We start from the raw sequence: 18,828 nt of genomic DNA, 5'->3' as shown, positions 1-18,828 counted from the left end.
CCGATAAGGCAGTCTTGTCCCCGTGCCCGAACCCGAAACCGGTAAGCCCGACGCCCCCGCCCAGCCCGCCCACCCGCATACCGCGACCCTGAAGCGGCTGGAGCAGTCCTCCGGTTCGCTCGCCGCGCAGGCCATCGCGCGCATGGACGAGACGCTGCCGTGGTACCGGGCCATGCCACCGGAGAACCGTTCCTGGATCGGGCTGGTCGCCCAGGCCGGCATCGCCGCGTTCACCGAGTGGTTCCGGCAGCCGGACGCGCCCCAGGCCATCTCCACCGACGTCTTCGGGACCGCGCCGCGCGAGCTGACCCGGGCGATCACGCTGCGGCAGACCGTGGAGATGGTGCGCACCACCATCGAGGTGATGGAGTCCGCCATCGACGAGGTGGCGGCTCCCGGTGACGAGTCGGTGCTGCGCGAGGCGCTGCTCGTGTACGCCCGGGAGATCGCGTTCGCGACCGCCCAGGTGTACGCGCAGGCCGCCGAGGCACGCGGTGCCTGGGACGCACGCCTGGAGTCGCTGGTGGTGAACGCCGTGCTCAGCGGCGAGGCCGACGAAGGGGCCGTGTCCCGGGCCGCCGCCCTCGGGTGGAATTCGCCCGAACACGTCTGCGTCGTACTGGGCACCGCGCCCGACGGGGACTCCGAGCTGACCGTGGAGGCCATCCGGCGCGCGGCCCGGCACGCCAAGCTCCAGGTGCTGACCGGGGTGCTCGGGGACCGGCTCGTGGTGATCGCCGGGGGCCGCAACGACCCGCTGGCGGTGGCGAAGTCGCTGATCGGGCCGTTCGCGCAGGGTCCGGTCGTCGCCGGGCCCGTGGTGCCCGACCTGCTGGCCGCGACCCGGTCCGCGCAGGCCGCCGCGGCCGGGCTGAAGGCGTGCACCGCCTGGCAGGACGCGCCGCGTCCGGTGCTCGCCGACGATCTCCTGCCGGAGCGCGCGATCGCCTCCGACCCCTCGGCCCGTGACCAACTGGTGGAGGAGATCTACAGACCGTTGGAGGAAGCGGGAGCGGCGCTCCTCGAGACGCTCAGCGTCTACCTCGAACAGGCGAGCAGTCTGGAGGGCGCCGCCCGGATGCTCTTCGTTCACCCGAACACCGTGCGCTACCGGCTCCGACGTGTGACTGACGTCACCGGATGGTCGCCCTCTGATGTACGGTCTGCGTTCACACTGCGGATCGCGCTCATCCTGGGGCGTCTGGCCGACGGAGATCCGCAGCTCTAGGATTTTGTACAGGGTCCACAAAACCCGCTCCTGTTCTTCGTCCCTGTCCCCACGGGCGGTCGTGGCCGTCCTCAAGAGAGAGTGTGAGAGTGCTCGTACTCGTCGCTCCCGGCCAGGGCGCCCAGACGCCCGGCTTCCTGACTGACTGGCTCGCCCTCCCCGGTGCCGCTGACCGCGTCGCCGCGTGGTCGGACGCCCTCGGACTCGATCTCGCCCACTTCGGCACCAAGGCCGACGCGGACGAGATCCGAGACACGTCCGTGGCCCAGCCGCTGCTGGTCGCCGCCGGAATCCTGTCCGCCGCGGCACTCGGTACGCAGACATCTGTCGCTGACGCGACGGGCCCCGGGTTCGTGCCCGGCGCGGTCGCCGGCCACAGCGTCGGCGAGATCACCGCCGCCGTCTTCGCGGGCGTCCTCGACGACACCGCCGCGCTGTCCCTCGTACGCCGCCGCGGTCTGGCCATGGCCGAGGCCGCCGCCGTCACCGAGACCGGCATGTCGGCGCTGCTCGGGGGCGACCCCGAGGTGAGCGTCGCGCACCTGGAGCGGCTCGGCCTGACCCCGGCGAACGTGAACGGCGCCGGTCAGATCGTGGCGGCGGGCACCATGGAGCAGCTGGCCGCGCTGAACGAGGACAAGCCCGAGGGTGTCCGCAAGGTCGTCCCGCTGAAGGTGGCCGGCGCCTTCCACACCCGCCACATGGCCCCCGCCGTGGACAAGCTCGCCGAGGCCGCCAAGGCGCTGACGCCGGCCGACCCGAAGGTGACGTACGTCTCCAACAAGGACGGGCGGGCCGTCGCCTCCGGCACCGAGGTGCTGGACCGGCTGGTCGGCCAGGTCGCCAACCCGGTGCGCTGGGACCTGTGCATGGAGACGTTCAAGGAGCTGGGCGTCACCGCGATCATCGAGGTGTGTCCGGGCGGCACGCTGACCGGGCTGGCCAAGCGGGCGCTGCCCGGCGTGCGGACGCTGGCCCTGAAGACCCCCGACAACCTCGACGCGGCCCGTGAGCTCGTCGCCGAGCACACCCAGGCCTGACAAGGAGCGCGAGAGCATGTCGAAGATCAAGCCCAGCAAGGGCGCCCCGTACGCGCGCATCCTCGGCGTCGGCGGATACCGTCCGACCCGGGTGGTACCGAACGAGGTGATCCTCGAGACGATCGACTCGTCCGACGAGTGGATCCGCTCGCGCTCCGGCATCGAGACCCGGCACTGGGCGGGCCCCGAGGAGACCGTCGCGGCGATGTCGGTGGAGGCCTCCGGCAAGGCACTCGCCGACGCCGGGATCGACGCCTCGCGGATCGGTGCCGTGGTCGTCTCGACCGTGTCGCACTTCAGCCAGACCCCGGCCATCGCCACCGAGATCGCCGACCGCCTCGGCACGGACAAGGCCGCGGCCTTCGACATCTCGGCCGGCTGTGCGGGCTTCGGCTACGGACTGACCCTGGCCAAGGGCATGGTCGTCGAGGGCTCGGCGGAGTACGTGCTGGTCATCGGCGTGGAGCGGCTGTCCGACCTGACCGACCTGGAGGACCGGGCCACGGCCTTCCTGTTCGGCGACGGCGCCGGCGCGGTCGTGGTCGGCCCGTCCCAGGAGCCGGCGATCGGCCCGACGGTCTGGGGCTCGGAGGGCGACAAGGCCGAAACGATCAAGCAGACGGTCTCCTGGGACCGCTTCCGGATCGGTGACGTCTCCGACCTGCCCCTCGACTCCGAGGGCAACGTCAAGTTTCCTGCGATCACGCAGGAGGGCCAGGCGGTGTTCCGCTGGGCCGTGTTCGAGATGGCGAAGGTCGCGCAGCAGGCGCTGGACGCGGCCGGGATCAGCCCGGACGACCTGGACGTCTTCATCCCGCACCAGGCCAATGTGCGGATCATCGACTCGATGGTGAAGACACTGAAGCTGCCGGAGCACGTCACGGTCGCCCGTGACATCCGCACCACCGGCAACACCTCGGCCGCCTCGATTCCGCTCGCGATGGAGCGGCTCCTGGCGACCGGCGACGCGAGGAGCGGCGACACCGCGCTCGTCATCGGCTTCGGGGCGGGTCTCGTCTACGCCGCGACGGTCGTTACCCTCCCCTAGGCACTCCGTGCCGGATCACCCCGGTCCGGAACGGAGAGCAGCACCGCCCGCCGCCGACGCGGTGGGCCGCCACACCCTCTGGACAACAAAGAAGGAGCGCCGTCATGGCCACTCAGGAAGAGATCGTCGCCGGTCTCGCGGAGATCGTGAACGAGATCGCCGGCATCCCGGTCGAGGACGTCAAGCTGGACAAGTCCTTCACCGACGACCTGGACGTCGACTCGCTGTCCATGGTCGAGGTCGTCGTCGCCGCCGAAGAGCGCTTCGACGTCAAGATCCCGGACGACGACGTCAAGAACCTCAAGACGGTCGGCGACGCGACGAAGTACATCCTCGACCACCAGGCCTGATCCGCCGATACTCGGGCATGACCCGGGTACCGGGCAGATCCGGGCCGACTGCCCCGCCGCCCGGCGGTGGCGCCGTACGAATCCGTATCCCGTTGGAGAAAGAATTCCCGTGAGCTCGACCAATCGCACCGTGGTCGTCACCGGTATCGGCGCAACCACACCGCTGGGTGGCGACGCAGCCTCGACCTGGGAGGGTCTGGTCGCCGGCAGGTCCGGCGTCCGGCCCCTGGAGCAGGAGTGGGCCGCCGACCAGGCGGTTCGCATCGCCGCGCCGGCCGCCGTCGACCCCTCCGAGGTCATCCCGCGGCCGCAGGCCCGCCGCCTCGACCGCTCGGCGCAGTTCGCGCTTATCGCGGCGCAGGAGGCCTGGAAGGACGCCGGGTACGCCGGCAAGGCGGGCGAGAGCCCCGCCGAGGACGGCGCGGCCCACGTCGACCCCGACCGGCTCGGTGCGGTCATCGCCTCCGGCATCGGCGGCGTGACCACGCTGCTCGACCAGTACGACGTGCTGAAGGAGAAGGGCGTCCGCCGCGTCTCCCCGCACACCGTCCCCATGCTGATGCCGAACGGCCCCTCCGCCAACGTCGGCCTGGCCGTGGGCGCCCGTGCGGGCGTGCACACCCCGGTCTCGGCCTGCGCCTCGGGCGCCGAGGCCATCGGCTACGCCATCGAGATGATCCGCACCGGTCGCGCCGACGTCGTCGTCGCGGGTGGCACGGAGGCGGCGATCCACCCGCTGCCCATCGCCGCGTTCGGCAACATGATGGCGATGTCCAAGAACAACGACGACCCGCAGGGCGCCTCCCGCCCCTTCGACACGGCGCGCGACGGCTTCGTCCTCGGTGAGGGCGCCGGCGTCCTGGTCCTGGAGTCCGCCGAGCACGCCGCCGCGCGCGGTGCCCGCGTCTACGCGGAGGCGGTCGGCCAGGGCATCTCCGCCGACAGCCACGACATCGTGCAGCCGGAGCCGGAGGGCCGCGGCATCTCCGCCGCCCTGCAGAACCTGCTGGACGGCAACGACCTGGACCCGGCCGAGATCGTGCACGTCAACGCGCACGCCACCTCGACGCCGGCCGGTGACATCGCCGAGCTGAAGGCGCTGCGCAAGGTCCTCGGCGACGACGTCGACCACATGGCGGTCTCCGGCACCAAGTCGATGACCGGTCACCTGCTCGGTGGCGCGGGCGGCGTGGAGTCCGTGGCGACCGTGCTCGCGCTGTACCACCGGGTGGCACCGCCGACCATCAACGTCGAGAACCTCGACCCGGAGGCCGAGGCCAACGCGGACATCGTCCGCGGCGAGGCCCGCAAGCTCCCGGTGGAGGGCCGTATCGCCGCGCTGAACGACTCGTTCGGCTTCGGCGGGCACAACGTGGTGCTCGCGTTCCGGTCGGTCTGAGCGACCGCCGTACGCACGTGAAGGGCCCCCACCGGACGGTGGGGGCCCTTCACGCGTGCGAGGAGAGGTGGGGGCGTCACACCACCTGGTGCAGCCAGCGGACCGGGGCGCCCTCGCCGGCGTGGCGGAAGGGCTCCAGCTCGTCGTCCCAGGGCTTGCCGAGGAGCTTGGCGATGTCCGACTCGAGGTCGGTCTCGCCGCGCTGGGAGCGGACCAGGGCCGCGCGCAGCCGGTCCTCCGGGATCATGATGTCGCCGTGGATGCCGGCGACGGCGTGGAAGATGCCGAGGTCGGGGGTGCAGCTGTAGCGCTCGCCCTCGGCGTTCGCGGAGGGTTCCGCGGTGACCTCGAAGCGGAGCAGCTGCCAGCCGCGCAGTGCGGAGGCGAGCTTGGAGGCGATGCCGGCCTGCCCCTGCCAGGAGAACTCCGCGCGCCAGGTGCCGGGCGCGGCGGGCTGCCGGATCCAGTCCAGGCCGACGCGCGTGCCGAGCACCCCGGCGACGGCCCACTCGACGTGCGGGCAGAGCGCGCGCGGCGCGGAGTGCACGTACAGGACTCCACGTGTCGTCACCGGAACCTCCGGGCTGAGCGGGACATCTCGGAACGGGTGGAACGGCCGTGACCGGGCGGGCCACGTTGATGGCGAGGCTACCGTGCGGCGGGGCAAGGAGTGTGACGTACCGTCGGTCCCGCCGCCGACAAACCTGCGCCATTCACCCGGCAGGACGCTTGTACGGGTGTGAGCCGTTGCATCGGCGCCCTCGGGAACCCTCGCGCGGTGTCATGGGTTGAGCACGGTGGAGGAACGAGCCGAGGGGTGGGACCGGTATGGGTCGAGGGACGGACCAGCGGACGCGGTACGGCCGTCGCCGGGCGCGGGTCGCGCTCGCCGCCCTGACCGCGGCCGTCCTGGGCGCGGGTGCGGCGGGCTGCGACGCCGCGGGCGGCGACTCCCCCGCTCCTTCCGGCAGTCCGTCGAAGCCGACGAGGACGGCGCCCGCCTGGGACACCAGCCCGGCGTCCGTCGCCGCCGTGGGCGACTCCATCACGCGCGGCTTTGACGCCTGCGCGGTGCTGTCCGACTGCCCGGAGGTGTCGTGGGCGACCGGCAGCAGCGCCGAGGTCGACTCGCTGGCCGTACGGCTGCTGGGGAAGGCGGACGCGGCCGAGCACAGCTGGAACTACGCGGTCACCGGGGCCCGGATGGCGGATCTGACCGCCCAGGTGACGCGGGCGGCGCAGCGCGAGCCGGAGCTGGTGGCGGTGATGGCCGGGGCGAACGACGCGTGCCGGTCCACGACCTCGGCGATGACGCCGGTGGCGGACTTCCGGGCGCAGTTCGAGGAGGCGATGGCCACCCTGCGCAAGAGGCTTCCCAAGGCGCAGGTGTACGTGTCGAGCATCCCGGACCTCAAGCGGCTCTGGTCCCAGGGCCGCACCAACCCGCTGGGCAAGCAGGTGTGGAAGCTCGGCCTGTGTCCGTCGATGCTGGGCGACGCGGACTCCCTGGACTCGGCGGCGACCCTGCGGCGCAACACGGTGCGCGACCGGGTGGCGGACTACAACGAGGTGCTGCGGGAGGTCTGCGCGAAGGACCGGCGGTGCCGCACCGACGACGGCGCGGTGCACGAGTTCCGGTTCGGCACGGACCAGTTGAGCCACTGGGACTGGTTCCACCCGAGTGTGGACGGCCAGGCCCGGCTGGCGGAGATCGCCTACCGCGCGGTCACCGCGAAGAGTCCCTGACCCGGCCGCTGACCTGGGCGTGTCCTAGAGTTCCGCACATGAGCGAACTCTTCGGCACACTTTCCGACGGCACCCCGGTACACCGCTGGACCCTGGAGCGGGCCGGCGTACGGGTACGGGTCCTGTCGTACGGCGGGATCGTGCAGTCGGCCGAGGTCCCGGACCGGGACGGGACCACCGCCGACGTGGTACTGGGGTTCGCGGACCTGGACGGCTATGTGGCGCACCCGGAGCCCTACTTCGGCGCGCTGGTCGGGCGGTACGCCAACCGGATCGCGGGCGGGCGCTTTCCGCTGGACGGCCGGACGTACGCGCTGGCGCCCAACGAGGGGCCCAACACGCTGCACGGCGGCGCGCGGGGCTTCGACAAGCGTGTGTGGGACGTGGCTGCGGTCGAGGAGGGCGTCCGGCTGAGCCGGGTCTCCCCGCACGGCGAGGAGGGCTTCCCGGGGCGGCTGGAGATGTCGGTGACCTACACGCTGGACGGGTCGGGCGCGCTGCGGATCGTGTACGAGGCGGTCACGGACGCGCCGACCGTGCTGAACCCGACCAACCACAGCTACTTCAACCTGAGCGGCTCCGGGCACGCGGGCGGGCACGAACTGCGGCTGGCCGCCTCCCGGATCACGCCGGTCGACGCCGGCCTGATCCCGACGGGCGGCCTCGACGACGTGACGGACACGCGCTTCGACTTCCGGCGGGCGCGCAAGGTCGGCTCGGGCTACGACCACAACTACGTGCTGGACAAGGGCGTGACCGACGCGGCCGAGGAGGTCGCCGAGCTGTACGACCCGGCGTCGGGGCGGGTGCTCACGGTGGCGACGACCGAGCCGGGCCTCCAGCTGTACACCGCCGACCACCTGGGCGAGCCCTTCGCCCCCGGGGACGGGATCGCGCTGGAGACCCAGCACTTCCCGGACTCCCCGAACCGTCCCGGCTTCCCCAGCACGGTGCTGCGCCCTGGCGAGGTGTTCCGCTCGGAGACGGTGTACGGCTTCTCGGTGCGGTAGGAGGCGGGCGGGGGTGGCCGAGCCCCGGCCCGGCCGTCAGGTCCCGGACCGGGGCTGTCCACGGGGACGGCGCGCTCGCACGCATCCCGGGTCCGACGTTAATCGCCGCGCCGATCCGGCGGTCCGCGATCGGGCGTCCGATCAGGAGTTCGTACGAACCCTTCACAAACAGCCACGAGTCGGTCGGCCACGCGCCATGGCGCGTGGCCCTTCCGTCACGCGATACTGCCGCCGTTCCGGCAGCACCCCACGGCGACGGAAGGACCTGGACTCCCTTGAGACCCATACGTGTTCGGATCGGTGTACTCGGACTGGCCCTGATGGCGGGGCTCGCGGCCCCCACGACGGCGACGGCGGCTCCCGAGGCGGGCGGCGCCGCCCCCGCACCGACCGTGGAGGAGCGGCGGCTCGACGGGGAGGTGCCCCGGGAGATCCTGCGGCGCTCCGGATTCGCCGCGGTGGCGCCGGCGTTCGCCCGGGGGCTCGGGCGCGCGGACTCCTACCGCGAGGCCCGACGGGTCGTCGAGCGCGAGGGCGCGGCGTTGTGGCGGCGGGCGGTGGACCGGGCGCAGGGGCGCGGTCCGGCCCGCGGGGACCTCAGCCGGGACGACGACCGGCCGCTGTACTGGGCGCGGCTCGGGATGACGCGCGAGCTGCGCACCTGGGAGCCCGGGTTCGGTCTGGGCGAGCGGCAGCGGGCCGCGCTGCTGACGGAGCTGGAGCGCGCCTCGCGCGGCCAGACCGACCTGCGCCTGCCGCGCGGCCACCGCGACGGGCACGGCAAGGGCGTCAAGCGGGTGCTGCTCACCGGCTTCGACCCCTTCACGCTGGACCGGGACGTGCGGATCTCCAACCCGTCGGGCGCCGTCGCGCTCGCCCTGGACGGCACGGTGATCGACACCCCGGACGGTCCCGCCCGGGTGGAGACGGCCGTGTTCCCGGTGCGCTGGGCGGACTTCGCGGAGGGGACGGTGGAGCGGGCGCTGCGGCCGTACCTGCCGCGGGTGGACCTGTTCACCACGGTGAGCCAGGGCCGGGTCGGCCGGTTCGACGTGGAGCGGACCAACGGGGCCTGGCGGGGCGGCTTCCCGGACAACGACAACGTCTCCCGCACGGAGACGGTCCCGGTCGCCGACCCGACCTCGCAGCCGCAGTGGACGACGACCACGCTGCCGTACGCGGCGATCACGGCGGCGGACATCGGGCGCTTCCCGGTGTACGACAACACGGCCGTGACCGAGATCCCGGCGGGCGGCGACGAACCGGTCGTACGGCCTGACGGACCCACGCCCGGGTCGACGGCCCGGGAGGGCGGCGGCGGCAACTACCTCTCCAACGAGATCGCCTACCGCGCGACGCTGCTGCGGGACCGGCTCGGACTGCACGGCACGCTGCCGGGCGGGCACGTGCACACGCCGGTGCTTCAGTTCGGGACCGGGAACACCGATCCGGCGACGGGGGCGGTCACCGACCCGGAGTTCGTGCGCAACCGGCTGGACATCGTGGCGCAGGCGCGGGCGATCGTGGCCGTGGCGGTCAGTGCTCCGGGGACGGACCGGGGCTGACCGCCGGGTCGGCGGCACCGCCCTCGGACAGCTCTCCGGCGCCGTCGCGGGTCTCCTCGCCCAGCAGTTCCCGGGCGAGGAGCGTGGCGCCGGCGACGGCGCCCGGCATCAGGAACACGGCGACGAACGGCACCAGGAAGGACACGCCCAGCGGGGTGCCGAAACCCCAGACCAGCATCCGGCGGGAGCGCAGCAGGGCGAGGCGTTCGCGCAGCTCGACGCCGCGGCGCTGGAGGGCGACGGCGGCCAGTTCCTCGGTGAGGAAGAAGCCGGTGACGAAGAAGCCGACCACCGGGACCACGGTCTGGCCGACGACCGGGATGAAGCCGAGCGCGAAGAGCAGCACGCCCCAGAGCGCGGCGCGGACGAGGATCCGCAGGCTGTCGCGGCCGGAGATCCACAGCTCGCGCCAGAGCGGCAGGTGGGACCCGGGCGCCGTGCCGTCCGGGGAGACGTCGCGGTCGACGCGTTCGGAGAGGGCCTCGTAGAAGGGCTGGCCGACCAGCAGGGTCACCGCGGTGAAGGTGAGGACGGCGAGGAGCAGGGCGAGGGCGAAGAGCACGGCGGTGAGGAAGCCGCGGAAGAGTCCGAGCCAGGGACTCGACCAGTCGTCGGCGAAGGGGGTCACCCACGCGACGAAGTCCTCGCCCCACAGCGCGAGCGCGACCAGCACGCCCACGTACAGGACCAGGGTGATCAGGCCCGGGACGAGCCCGAAGCCGTAGCTCCTGCCGTGCCGGGCCACCCAGCGCTGGCCCTTCAGAAGGTGGCCGAACCCCGCCCCAAGATCACGCATGGGCGGCACTCTACCGGTCGGCGCGCCGGACCGTTTCCGGTCCCGGCACGGCCCCGGTCAGGCGAGCGTCACGGTGATGTTGCCGCGGGTCGCCTTCGAGTACGGGCAGACCTGGTGGGCCTTCTCGACCAGCGACCGGGCGGTGGCTGCGTCGACCGTCGGGATCTCGGCGGAGATCTCGACGATGATGCCGAAGCCGTCGTCGTTCTTGCCGATGCCGACCTTCGCGGTGACGGTGGAACCGGAGACGTCGGCGCCCTCCTGGCGGGCCACGACGGCGAGGGCGCCCTGGAAGCAGGCGCTGTACCCGGCGGCGAACAGCTGCTCGGGGTTGGTGCCGGCGCCGTTGCCGCCCATCTCCTTGGGCGGGTTCACGACGAGGTCGAGCTTGCCGTCGTCGGTGGCGACCCGGCCGTCGCGGCCGTTCTCGGCGGTGGCGACGGCGGTGTAGAGGACTTCGGACTGCTGGATGGGCATACGGGTGTCTTCCTCCTCGGTCCGCCGTGACTCGCGCCCACGATCACGACGGATTTCGGAAAGACGCTACCGCATGCCGGAATCTTCGGGAAGTCAGAGCTTGACGATCATCTTTCCGGTGTTGTCGCCGCGCAGGACCCCGAGGAACGCCTCCAGGTTGTTCTCGATGCCCTCGACGACGGTCTCGCGGTACTTCAGCTCACCGTCGCGGACCCAGGGGCCGACCTCCTCGACGAACTTCGGCTGGAGGTCGTAGTGGTCGCCGACCAGGAAGCCCTCGATGCGGCCGCGGGTCTGGATGAGGCGGGCGAGGTTCTTCGGGCCGGGCGCGGGCTCGGTGTTGTTGTAGACGGAGATCGCTCCGCAGATGGCGATGCGGCCGTTCAGGTTGAGGGAGCCGATGGCGGCCTCCAGGTGGTCGCCGCCGACGTTGTCGAAGTAGACGTCGACGCCGTCCGGGGCGGCGGCCCGCAGCTGCTCGCTCACCGGGCCGTTCTTGTAGTTGAAGGCGGCGTCGAAGCCGTACTCGTCGAGGAGCAGCTTGACCTTCTCGTCCGAGCCGGCCGAGCCGATGACCCGCGAGGCGCCCTTGAGCCTGGCGATCTGCCCCACCTGGCTGCCGACGGCACCCGCGGCGCCCGAGACGAAGACGGAGTCGCCCTCCTTGAAGGAGGCGGTGCGCAGCAGACCGGCGTAGGCGGTGAGCCCCGTCATGCCGAGCACGCCCAGGTACGTCGACAGGGGCGCCGCGTCCGGGTCCACCTTGACGGCGCTCTTCGCGTCCACGGCGGCGTACTCGCGCCAGCCGAGGAAGTGCAGGACGTGGTCGCCGACGGCGATGCCCTCGGCGTTGGAGGCGACGACCTCGCCGACCGCGCCGCCCAGCATGGGCTTGTCCAGCTCGTAGGGGGCGGCGTAGGACTTGGCGGCGCTCATGCGGCCGCGCATGTACGGGTCGACGGAGACGTACAGGTTGCGCACCAGCACCTGCCCGTCGCCGGGGGTGGGGACCTCCGCCTCGACGAGCGCGAAGTCCTCGGGCTTCGGCCAGCCGACCGGGCGGGTGACCAGGTGCCAAGCGCGGTTGACGGCGGGGAGGGCGGGGGAGTCGGTCATGGGGCACCTTTCCTGGGGCTTGCTCGGACTCGGCCGGGCCGCCGAGAATGTTTCATGTTCTGAAACAACCATGCGACTGAACATTTCAGCTTGTCAAACAAATGGGTACCCTGGATTCCATGGCCACACCACGCGACACCACGCGCCGACCCGACGCTCTCACCCTTGAAGTCGTCGAACTGATCGGCGAGGTCGTGGCCCGCTTCCACGCGGACTACGAGGAGGCGGCGGCGGAGCGCGCCCTGACCGGGGCGCAGGCCAAGCTGCTGAGCCTGCTGTCGCTGGAGCCGCTGCCGATGCGGAAGCTGGCCCAGAAGCTGAAGTGCGAGCCGTCGAACGTCACGGGGATCGTGGACCGGCTGGAGGCGCGGGGCCTGGTCGAGCGACGGCCCGACCCCGGCGACCGCCGGGTGAAGGTCGCGGCGGCGACGGAGGAGGGACGGCGGGTCGCCCGGGGGCTGCGGGAGTCACTGCGCTTCGCGCGCGAGCCACTGGCGGGGTTGTCGGAGGCGGAGCGGGTGGCGCTGCGGGACGCGCTGCGGCTGATGGTCGGGGAGGGCTCGCCGGGGCACTGACCGCCACCGCGTCTCGCCCCGCTCCCGCGTCGCCGTCCGCGCGCGACCTGGGACCATGCGGCATGCTTCCGGACGACTGGCATCTCACTCACGACGTCGACGACTTCCTCGGCCGAGCCGGCGGGTTCCTGTCCTCGCGCCCCGCCCTGCACAACACGCCGCTGACGGACATCGAGAAACTGCGGAGCCGCGGGGCGGCCGGGCAGGACACCGACGCCGGTGTCTTCGGCCGGCTCGAGGCAGGAGGCGAGGTGCGGGCGATCTTCTATCTCACTCCGCGGGGCCGGCTGGGCCTCACGCCCCTCTCCGGGGAGCAGACCGACACCCTCGCCGCCCGCCTGGCCGGCCTCGGCCACTCCCCCGCCGACGTCGTCGCGGACCGCGACACCGCCGGTGCCTTCGCCGCGTCGTGGCGGCGGCACACGGGCGCGGTTCCGGAGCTCTTCTGGCGGACGCGTCTCCACCGTCTCGGCACGCTCACCGCGCCGCGGCCGTCCCCGGAGGGCCGGGGGCGCGTCACGAGCGGCGAGGACCGTGCGCACGTCGTCCGCTGGTGCCGTGAGTTCTGCGTCGACGTCGGGGAGCAGCACTCCATCGACCTGATCGACGCCGGCTCCTGGGACGACTCGCGCTTCGGCGACCGGCACTTCACGTTGTGGGAGACCCCGCAGGGCACCCCCGTGGCGATGGCGGCCGCGACCCCGGTCGTCGGCGGCATGGTCCGGGTGGACCCCGTCTACACCCCTGCCCACCTCCGCGGCCGCGGCTACGCCGGAGCCGTGACGGCCGAGGTGAGCGGAGCCGCGCTGGCCGCGGGGGCGACGGACGTGGTCCTGTTCACGGACCCGGACAACCCCACCAGCAACGCCCTCTACCGGCGCATCGGGTATGTCCACGTCGCCGACTTCGCGGGGTACCGGTTCGCCCCGTCTGCGCGTCGGTGAAGGGGTGGAGTTGTTACGTGTTCCTACGTGCACCACCACAGGAAGCGGTCGCAGGTTTCCGTGGGGGTCGGGTCCGGGGGCTCCGGCGGGGTGGGGGTCGTCGTGGGAGGCGGGTCGTCGTCGGACTCGGGGGACGACGGGTCCGGGTTCGCGGGACCGGTGGGGTCGGGGGAGGGAGGGCTGGAGGCCGGTGGGGAGTCCGGCCCGGTCGCCGTCGGGGACTCCGTGTCCGCCGGCGACTCCGACGCGGACGCCGACACCGTTGTCGACGCCGACGCGCCGGGGGACGGCGTGCCCGAGGCCGTGGTCGTGGTCGTTCCCGGGGCGTCGCCGACCGGGACCGCCGACGCCTCGCCCACCTCCCTCGTCGCCTCGCCGTCCGTCGTCTCGCCGCCCGCAGCGGCCGGCTTCTCCGGGGAGTGCGGGGCGTCCATGCCGAGTTCGGCCAGGCTCAGTCCCCCGGCCGCCAGGACGAAGCCCGCGGCGACGAGCAGGGTCCGGCGGCGGCGCCTGCGGTGGGCGGCGGCCTTGCGGTCGCGGCGACTGGACCGGGCGCCGGGCGCGGTGGCGTCGTCGGGGTCCTCGTCGAGGGTCTCGTCCGGGTCGTCGTCGGGCTTCTGCTCCGGGGCTTCCCGGGCGGTGTCGTCGGCCGCCGCAGGCTCGACCCCGTATCGCCGGTCGAACACCTCACTTGCCGTCAGAGCGTCGTCCGAAGCGCGGAGTTCGTGGCAGGGCGTGCCGCAGCCCGGGCAGGCGAGGGCGCCGTTGAGGTGCCGTCGGCACGGGTGGCAGTAGTCCATGACGCGGGAAGGTTAAGTTCCGGGACGGGCGCGTTCCTAGAGGCCACTGTGAAAGTTGTGTGGGGAAGCGTGCGGGATCTCCTCTCCCCCGTTTGCGAAACTGCCGAAACCGTTATGTGTCCGACCCATTGACACTCCGAGCACCCCGTCCTTACTGTCACGCCAGCATTTCGAACGAGTGACGAAATATCGAACACAGCGAAGGGCAGCCGCCGTGCGCATCACCGGAATCAGCACACACGTGGTCGGGACGCCGTGGCGCAACCTGACCTACGTCCAGGTGCACACCGACGAGGGCCTCACCGGAGTCGGCGAGACCCGGATGCTGGGGCACACCGACGCGCTCCTCGGCTACCTGAAGGAGGCCGAGGCCAACCACATTCTCGGTTCCGACCCGTTCGCTGTCGAGGATCTGGTCCGCCGCATGAAGTACGGCGACTACGGCCGCGCGGGCGAGATCGTGATGTCCGGCATCGCGGTCGTCGAGATGGCGTGCTGGGACATCAAGGGCAAGGCCCTCGGTGTCCCGGTGTGGCAGCTGCTGGGCGGAAAGGTCACCGACAAGGTCAAGGCCTACGCCAACGGGTGGTACACCACCGAGCGGACGCCGGAGGCGTACCACAAGGCCGCGCAGGGGGTCATGGAGCGCGGCTACCGGGCGTTGAAGATCGACCCGTTCGGCACCGGGCACTTCGAGCTGGACCAGCAGCAGACGAACTACGCGGTCTCCCTGATCGAGGCCGTGCGGGACGCCATCGGGCCGGACGCCGAGCTGATGCTGGAGATGCACGGCCGGTTCTCGCCCTCCACCGCCGTCCGGCTCGCCCGCGAACTGGCGCCGTTCAAGCCGGCCTGGCTGGAGGAGCCGGTCCCGCCGGAGAACCTCAAGGCGCTGAAGAAGGTCGCCGAGAAGGTCGACATCCCGGTCGCCACCGGTGAGCGCATCCACGACCGGATCGAGTTCCGCGAGCTGTTCGAGGACCAGTCGGTGGACGTCATCCAGCCCGACGTCGGCCACATCGGCGGCATCTGGGAGACCCGGAAGCTGGCCGCGACCGCCGAGACGCACTACACGCTGGTCGCCCCGCACAACGTCGGCGGCCCCGTGCTCACCGCGGCCTCCCTCCAGGTCGGGTTCACCTCCCCGAACTTCAAGATCCTCGAGCACTTCAACGACTTCGCCGACGCGGAGATCAAGAAGGTCGTCAAGGGCGCGCCGCGGGTGGACCCGGAGGACGGGTGCTTCCACCTCTCCGACGCGCCGGGTCTCGGCGTCGAGCTGGACACCGACGCGGCGGCCGAGTTCCCGCAGCAGCAGGCCCGGTTCGACCTGTGGGCCGAGGGCTGGGAGAAGCGCGCCCCCAAGGGGACCGGGGCATGAGCGGCGCCGTCGTCGTCGAGGCGCCGGGGGTGCACCGGCTCGTGCCGCACGAGCCGCGTGAACCCGGCCCCGGCGAGGCGCTGGTGCGGGTGCACGCCGCCGGGATCTGCGGCAGCGACCGCGAGGTCTACCAGGGCAACCGGCCCGAGGGGTACGTGCGTTACCCGCTCACCCCGGGGCACGAGTGGTCCGGGACGGTGGCGCGGGTCGGCGCCGGGGTGCCGGGCTCGCTCGTCGGCCGGAAGGTGGTGGGCGAGGGCTTCCGCAACTGCCAGGTGTGCGACCGCTGTCACGCGGGCGAGACGACGCTGTGCACGGCCGGGTACGAGGAGACCGGGTTCACCCAGCCGGGTGCCATGGCCCCGACGCTGACCCTGCCCGCCCGGCTGCTGCACGCCCTGCCCGACGACGCCGATCTCACCGCGGCCGCCCTTCTGGAGCCCGCGGCCTGCATCGCCGCCGCCGCGCTGAAGGCGAACGCCCGGCCGGGCGAGCGCGTCGCCGTGGTCGGCACGGGCACGCTCGGCATGTTCGCCGTGCAGTTCCTGCGCGCCGCCTCCCCCGCCGAGCTGCTGGTCGTCGGTACGCGCGGGGACCGGGAGGCGCTGTCGCGGCAGTTCGGCGCGACCGACTTCCGGACCAAGGACCGGCCGCTGACGGACGACTTCGACGTCGTGATCGAGACCGCCGGGTCCGCGGACGCCGCCCGCACGGCCGCCGCGCTGCTGCGCCGGGGCGGGCGCCTGGTGCTGACCGGCATCCCGGCGCCGGGCGCCGACGGCCTCGACCCGACCGACCTGGTCGTACGGCAGCTGGAGGTGCACACCGTCTTCGGGGCGCCGCCGGACGCCTGGGCGCACACGGTGCGGGTCTTCGCGGCCGGTCTGCTCGATCCGCGGCCGCTGGTGACGCACGAGCTGCCGCTCGCCGAGTTCTCTGAGGCCATCGAGCTGGTGGGCTCCGGCGACCCGAAGGTCGGCAAGGTGCTGCTGCACCCGGACGCCCTCCCCTGAGCCGTACGCCGGTGCGGGGGCGACCTGACGGCCTCCGCACCGGCGTACACCACCGCAACGGACGTCGCGCACCCACGCCACCCACGCCCACGGCCGCGAACTTCGTCCGACATATCGAACACTAAGGAACGCTTGTGACCGACGCTTCCGCCACGGCCGCCGCACGCAGGCCCGGTGAGCAGGCCCTCACCGCCCTCGGCCTGGCCGCGCCCGCCTCCGACCCCGCCGACGCCTCACCGCACGCCTTCCCGGGCGGCGGCCGCTGGCGCACCGAGATCCCGTCCTGCGAGGGTCCGGAGGCGCTGGGGGTGGTGCTCAAGGAGTCCTCGCGCCTCGACGTGCCGATCCACCGGATCAGCCAGGGCAGCGGCGTGTGGATGCTGACCGACGCCGAGATCACCGAGATGGTCGAGGCCACCGCCGAACGCGACATCGAGCTCTGCCTGTTCACCGGCCCTCGCGGTACCTGGGACATCGGCGGCTCCACCCGGACCGACTCGGGCGGGGCCGGCCTGAGGGCGCGCGGCCACGCCGCGGTCGCCGGGTGCGTCGAGGACGCCGTGCGGGCGAGCGAGCTGGGCGTCAAGTGCCTGCTCGTCGCCGACGAGGGCGTGCTGTGGACGCTGCACCGGGCCCGTGCGGCCGGCATCCTCCCCGCCGACACCACGCTCAAGCTCTCCGCGCTCGTCGGTCCGGTCAACCCGGCCTCGTACGCGGTGTACGAGCGGCTCGGTGCCGACTCCATCAACGTGCCCAGTGACCTGACGCCCGATCACCTGACCGAAATACGGCGGGTTTCGGCCGCGCCGATGGACATGTACATCGAGGCTCCCGACGACCTCGGCGGCTACGTGCGCATGTACGAGGTCGCCGAGCTGATCCGGCGCGGCGCCCCGCTGTACCTGAAGTTCGGCCTGTCCAAGGCGCCCGGGATCTATCCGTACGGCCACCACCTGCGGGAACTCACGCTGGCCACCGCGAAGGAGCGGGTGCGCCGCGGTCGGCTCGCCCTCGATCTGCTCGCCCGGCACGGGGCGGACGGCGACATGGCGCCGCTCGGCACCCGGTTGCCGGGCCCGCTCAACCGGTTCGAGATCTCGTCATAACGTTCCGGAAACTCCCTTCTCAAAAGACGACACGACCGCGCACAATCCCACACACCTGCCTCGCCGACCCAGCCCTCACCTCAAGGATGATGACCATGCGCAACCGCAGAGCCGCACTCGCCGCGATAGCCTCCGCCGCCTCGCTCGCCCTCACCCTGTCCGCCTGCGGCCAGAGCAGCGAGGGCGGCAGCGAGGAGGACAAGTCGGGCAGCGACGGCGCCACCGTCGGCATCGCGATGCCGACCAAGTCCTCCGAGCGCTGGATCACCGACGGCGCCAACGTCGAGAAGGAACTGAAGGCCAAGGGGTTCGAGACCAAGCTGGTCTTCGGCGAGGACGACCCGGACCAGCAGGTCTCGCAGATCGAGAACATGATCACGCAGGGCGTGGACGCCCTGATCGTGGCCGCGATCGACAACAAGTCCCTCGGCAACGTCATGCAGCAGGCCAAGGACGCCGACATCCCGGTCATCTCCTACGACCGGCTGATCCTCGGCACGGAGAACGTCGACTACTACGCCTCGTTCGACAACGAGAAGGTCGGCGAGCTGCAGGGCGGCTACATCGTCGACAAGCTCGGCCTGAAGGCGGGCAAGAAGGGCCCCTTCAACATCGAGCTGTTCGCCGGCTCCAACGACGACAACAACACCCGGTACTTCTTCAACGGCGCGATGAAGGTCCTGAAGCCGTACATGGACAAGGGCCAGCTGGTCGTCCGCTCCAAGCAGACCGACCTCAACCAGGTCACCACCCTGCGCTGGGACGGCGGCACCGCCCAGAAGCGCATGGACGACCTGCTCACCTCCAGCTACCGCAGCGCCCGGGTCGACGCGGTGCTCTCGCCGTACGACGGCATCTCCATCGGCATCCTGTCCGCCCTGAAGTCGGACGGCTACGGCTCCGGCAGCAAGGCCATGCCGGTCGTCACCGGCCAGGACGCCGAGATCGCCTCGGTGAAGTCGATCAAGTCGGGCCAGCAGACCCAGACCGTCTTCAAGGACCTGCGCGAGCTGGCCAAGGTCGCCGCGAGCATGGTCGACGCGGTCCTGAACGACAAGAAGCCCGAGGTCAACGACACCAAGTCGTACGACAACGGCTCCAAGGTCGTCCCCGCCTACCTGCTGCAGCCGGTCAGCGTCGACAAGAGCAACTACGAGAAGGTCCTGGTCGACGGCGGCTACTACTCCGCCGACCAGCTCAACTGACCGGGCCCCCTCAAGGATTGGAAGGCACG

At 72.0% G+C, this 18,828-nt stretch carries 19 protein-coding genes; 14 read left to right on the top strand and 5 right to left on the bottom strand.

Features of this window, described 5'->3' with window-relative positions:
- Positions 1-22: 22 nt before the first annotated feature.
- The 5 genes from fasR (at position 23) to Sru02f_RS07040 (ending at position 5,065) form a co-directional block, all read left to right on the top strand.
- Positions 23-1,228 carry a fatty acid biosynthesis transcriptional regulator FasR gene (fasR, locus tag Sru02f_RS07060; RefSeq protein ID WP_109031599.1) on the top strand — a complete coding sequence of 402 codons (1,206 nt, stop codon included), beginning with the start codon at positions 23-25 and terminating at the stop codon, positions 1,226-1,228.
- A gap of 89 nt (positions 1,229-1,317) precedes the next feature.
- The gene (locus Sru02f_RS07055; RefSeq protein ID WP_109031598.1) at positions 1,318-2,268 is read left to right on the top strand and encodes an ACP S-malonyltransferase; all 951 of its coding nucleotides are present in this window, start codon (positions 1,318-1,320) and stop codon (positions 2,266-2,268) included.
- Between the two features lie 16 nt (positions 2,269-2,284).
- Positions 2,285-3,316 carry a ketoacyl-ACP synthase III gene (locus Sru02f_RS07050; protein ID WP_109031597.1) on the top strand — a complete coding sequence of 344 codons (1,032 nt, stop codon included), beginning with the start codon at positions 2,285-2,287 and terminating at the stop codon, positions 3,314-3,316.
- Between the two features lie 104 nt (positions 3,317-3,420).
- Entirely contained in the window at positions 3,421-3,666 is a 246-nt protein-coding gene (locus Sru02f_RS07045) for an acyl carrier protein (protein WP_109031596.1), read from the top strand.
- A gap of 109 nt (positions 3,667-3,775) precedes the next feature.
- Complete coding sequence (locus Sru02f_RS07040; RefSeq protein ID WP_011028323.1) at positions 3,776-5,065, top strand: beta-ketoacyl-[acyl-carrier-protein] synthase family protein; 1,290 nt, start codon at positions 3,776-3,778, stop codon at positions 5,063-5,065.
- A 76-nt stretch (positions 5,066-5,141) separates the two neighbouring features.
- On the opposite strand, the gene Sru02f_RS07035 is transcribed toward Sru02f_RS07040, so the two are convergent.
- A complete protein-coding gene (locus Sru02f_RS07035; RefSeq protein ID WP_109031595.1) occupies positions 5,142-5,636 on the bottom strand; it encodes a DUF3145 domain-containing protein in 495 nt (164 codons plus the stop codon).
- A gap of 257 nt (positions 5,637-5,893) precedes the next feature.
- Here Sru02f_RS07035 and Sru02f_RS07030 point away from each other — a divergent pair, with 257 nt between their 5' ends.
- The 3 genes from Sru02f_RS07030 (at position 5,894) to Sru02f_RS07020 (ending at position 9,386) form a co-directional block, all read left to right on the top strand.
- On the top strand, positions 5,894-6,811 hold the full coding sequence (locus tag Sru02f_RS07030) for an SGNH/GDSL hydrolase family protein (RefSeq protein ID WP_109031594.1): 918 nt from the start codon (positions 5,894-5,896) through the stop codon (positions 6,809-6,811).
- Positions 6,812-6,849: 38 nt separating this feature from the next.
- Complete coding sequence (locus Sru02f_RS07025; protein WP_109031593.1) at positions 6,850-7,821, top strand: aldose epimerase family protein; 972 nt, start codon at positions 6,850-6,852, stop codon at positions 7,819-7,821.
- 320 nt (positions 7,822-8,141) lie between these two features.
- Positions 8,142-9,386 (top strand): pyroglutamyl-peptidase I, encoded by a 1,245-nt coding sequence (locus tag Sru02f_RS07020; protein ID WP_109031592.1) that lies wholly within the window; start codon positions 8,142-8,144, stop codon positions 9,384-9,386.
- Here Sru02f_RS07020 and Sru02f_RS07015 read toward each other — a convergent pair.
- From Sru02f_RS07015 to Sru02f_RS07005, 3 genes are all read right to left on the bottom strand, one after another.
- Complete coding sequence (locus tag Sru02f_RS07015) at positions 9,358-10,182, bottom strand: EI24 domain-containing protein (protein ID WP_109031591.1); 825 nt, start codon at positions 10,180-10,182, stop codon at positions 9,358-9,360. The genes Sru02f_RS07020 and Sru02f_RS07015 overlap by 29 nt on opposite strands.
- Positions 10,183-10,239: 57 nt before the next feature.
- Positions 10,240-10,659, bottom strand: coding sequence for an organic hydroperoxide resistance protein (locus tag Sru02f_RS07010; RefSeq protein WP_109031590.1), 420 nt, complete (start codon positions 10,657-10,659; stop codon positions 10,240-10,242).
- A gap of 93 nt (positions 10,660-10,752) precedes the next feature.
- Complete coding sequence (locus Sru02f_RS07005; RefSeq protein ID WP_109031589.1) at positions 10,753-11,775, bottom strand: NADP-dependent oxidoreductase; 1,023 nt, start codon at positions 11,773-11,775, stop codon at positions 10,753-10,755.
- 119 nt (positions 11,776-11,894) lie between these two features.
- Between Sru02f_RS07005 and Sru02f_RS07000 the strand changes: the two genes are divergently transcribed.
- On the top strand, positions 11,895-12,350 hold the full coding sequence (locus tag Sru02f_RS07000; protein WP_109032076.1) for a MarR family winged helix-turn-helix transcriptional regulator: 456 nt from the start codon (positions 11,895-11,897) through the stop codon (positions 12,348-12,350).
- 62 nt (positions 12,351-12,412) lie between these two features.
- Positions 12,413-13,294 (top strand): GNAT family N-acetyltransferase, encoded by an 882-nt coding sequence (locus Sru02f_RS06995; RefSeq protein ID WP_109031588.1) that lies wholly within the window; start codon positions 12,413-12,415, stop codon positions 13,292-13,294.
- A 23-nt stretch (positions 13,295-13,317) separates the two neighbouring features.
- On the opposite strand, the gene Sru02f_RS06990 is transcribed toward Sru02f_RS06995, so the two are convergent.
- Entirely contained in the window at positions 13,318-14,094 is a 777-nt protein-coding gene (locus Sru02f_RS06990; RefSeq protein WP_109031587.1) for an SCO2400 family protein, read from the bottom strand.
- A 214-nt stretch (positions 14,095-14,308) separates the two neighbouring features.
- Between Sru02f_RS06990 and Sru02f_RS06985 the strand changes: the two genes are divergently transcribed.
- From Sru02f_RS06985 to chvE, 4 genes are all read left to right on the top strand, one after another.
- A complete protein-coding gene (locus Sru02f_RS06985; protein WP_109031586.1) occupies positions 14,309-15,475 on the top strand; it encodes a mandelate racemase/muconate lactonizing enzyme family protein in 1,167 nt (388 codons plus the stop codon).
- On the top strand, positions 15,472-16,488 hold the full coding sequence (locus Sru02f_RS06980; protein WP_109031585.1) for a zinc-dependent alcohol dehydrogenase: 1,017 nt from the start codon (positions 15,472-15,474) through the stop codon (positions 16,486-16,488). Before Sru02f_RS06985 ends, Sru02f_RS06980 begins: the two co-directional genes overlap by 4 nt.
- Before the next feature lie 134 nt (positions 16,489-16,622).
- Positions 16,623-17,594 (top strand): hypothetical protein, encoded by a 972-nt coding sequence (locus Sru02f_RS06975; protein ID WP_109031584.1) that lies wholly within the window; start codon positions 16,623-16,625, stop codon positions 17,592-17,594.
- A 95-nt stretch (positions 17,595-17,689) separates the two neighbouring features.
- Positions 17,690-18,799 (top strand): multiple monosaccharide ABC transporter substrate-binding protein, encoded by a 1,110-nt coding sequence (gene chvE, locus Sru02f_RS06970; RefSeq protein ID WP_109031583.1) that lies wholly within the window; start codon positions 17,690-17,692, stop codon positions 18,797-18,799.
- Positions 18,800-18,828: the final 29 nt, after the last annotated feature.

This window comes from Streptomyces rubrogriseus (genome assembly GCF_027947575.1).
In the GTDB taxonomy this organism is placed as follows: domain Bacteria; phylum Actinomycetota; class Actinomycetes; order Streptomycetales; family Streptomycetaceae; genus Streptomyces; species Streptomyces rubrogriseus.
The sequence above is the reverse complement of the archived record's forward strand: the minus strand, read 5'-3'. Positions and strand labels throughout refer to the sequence as shown.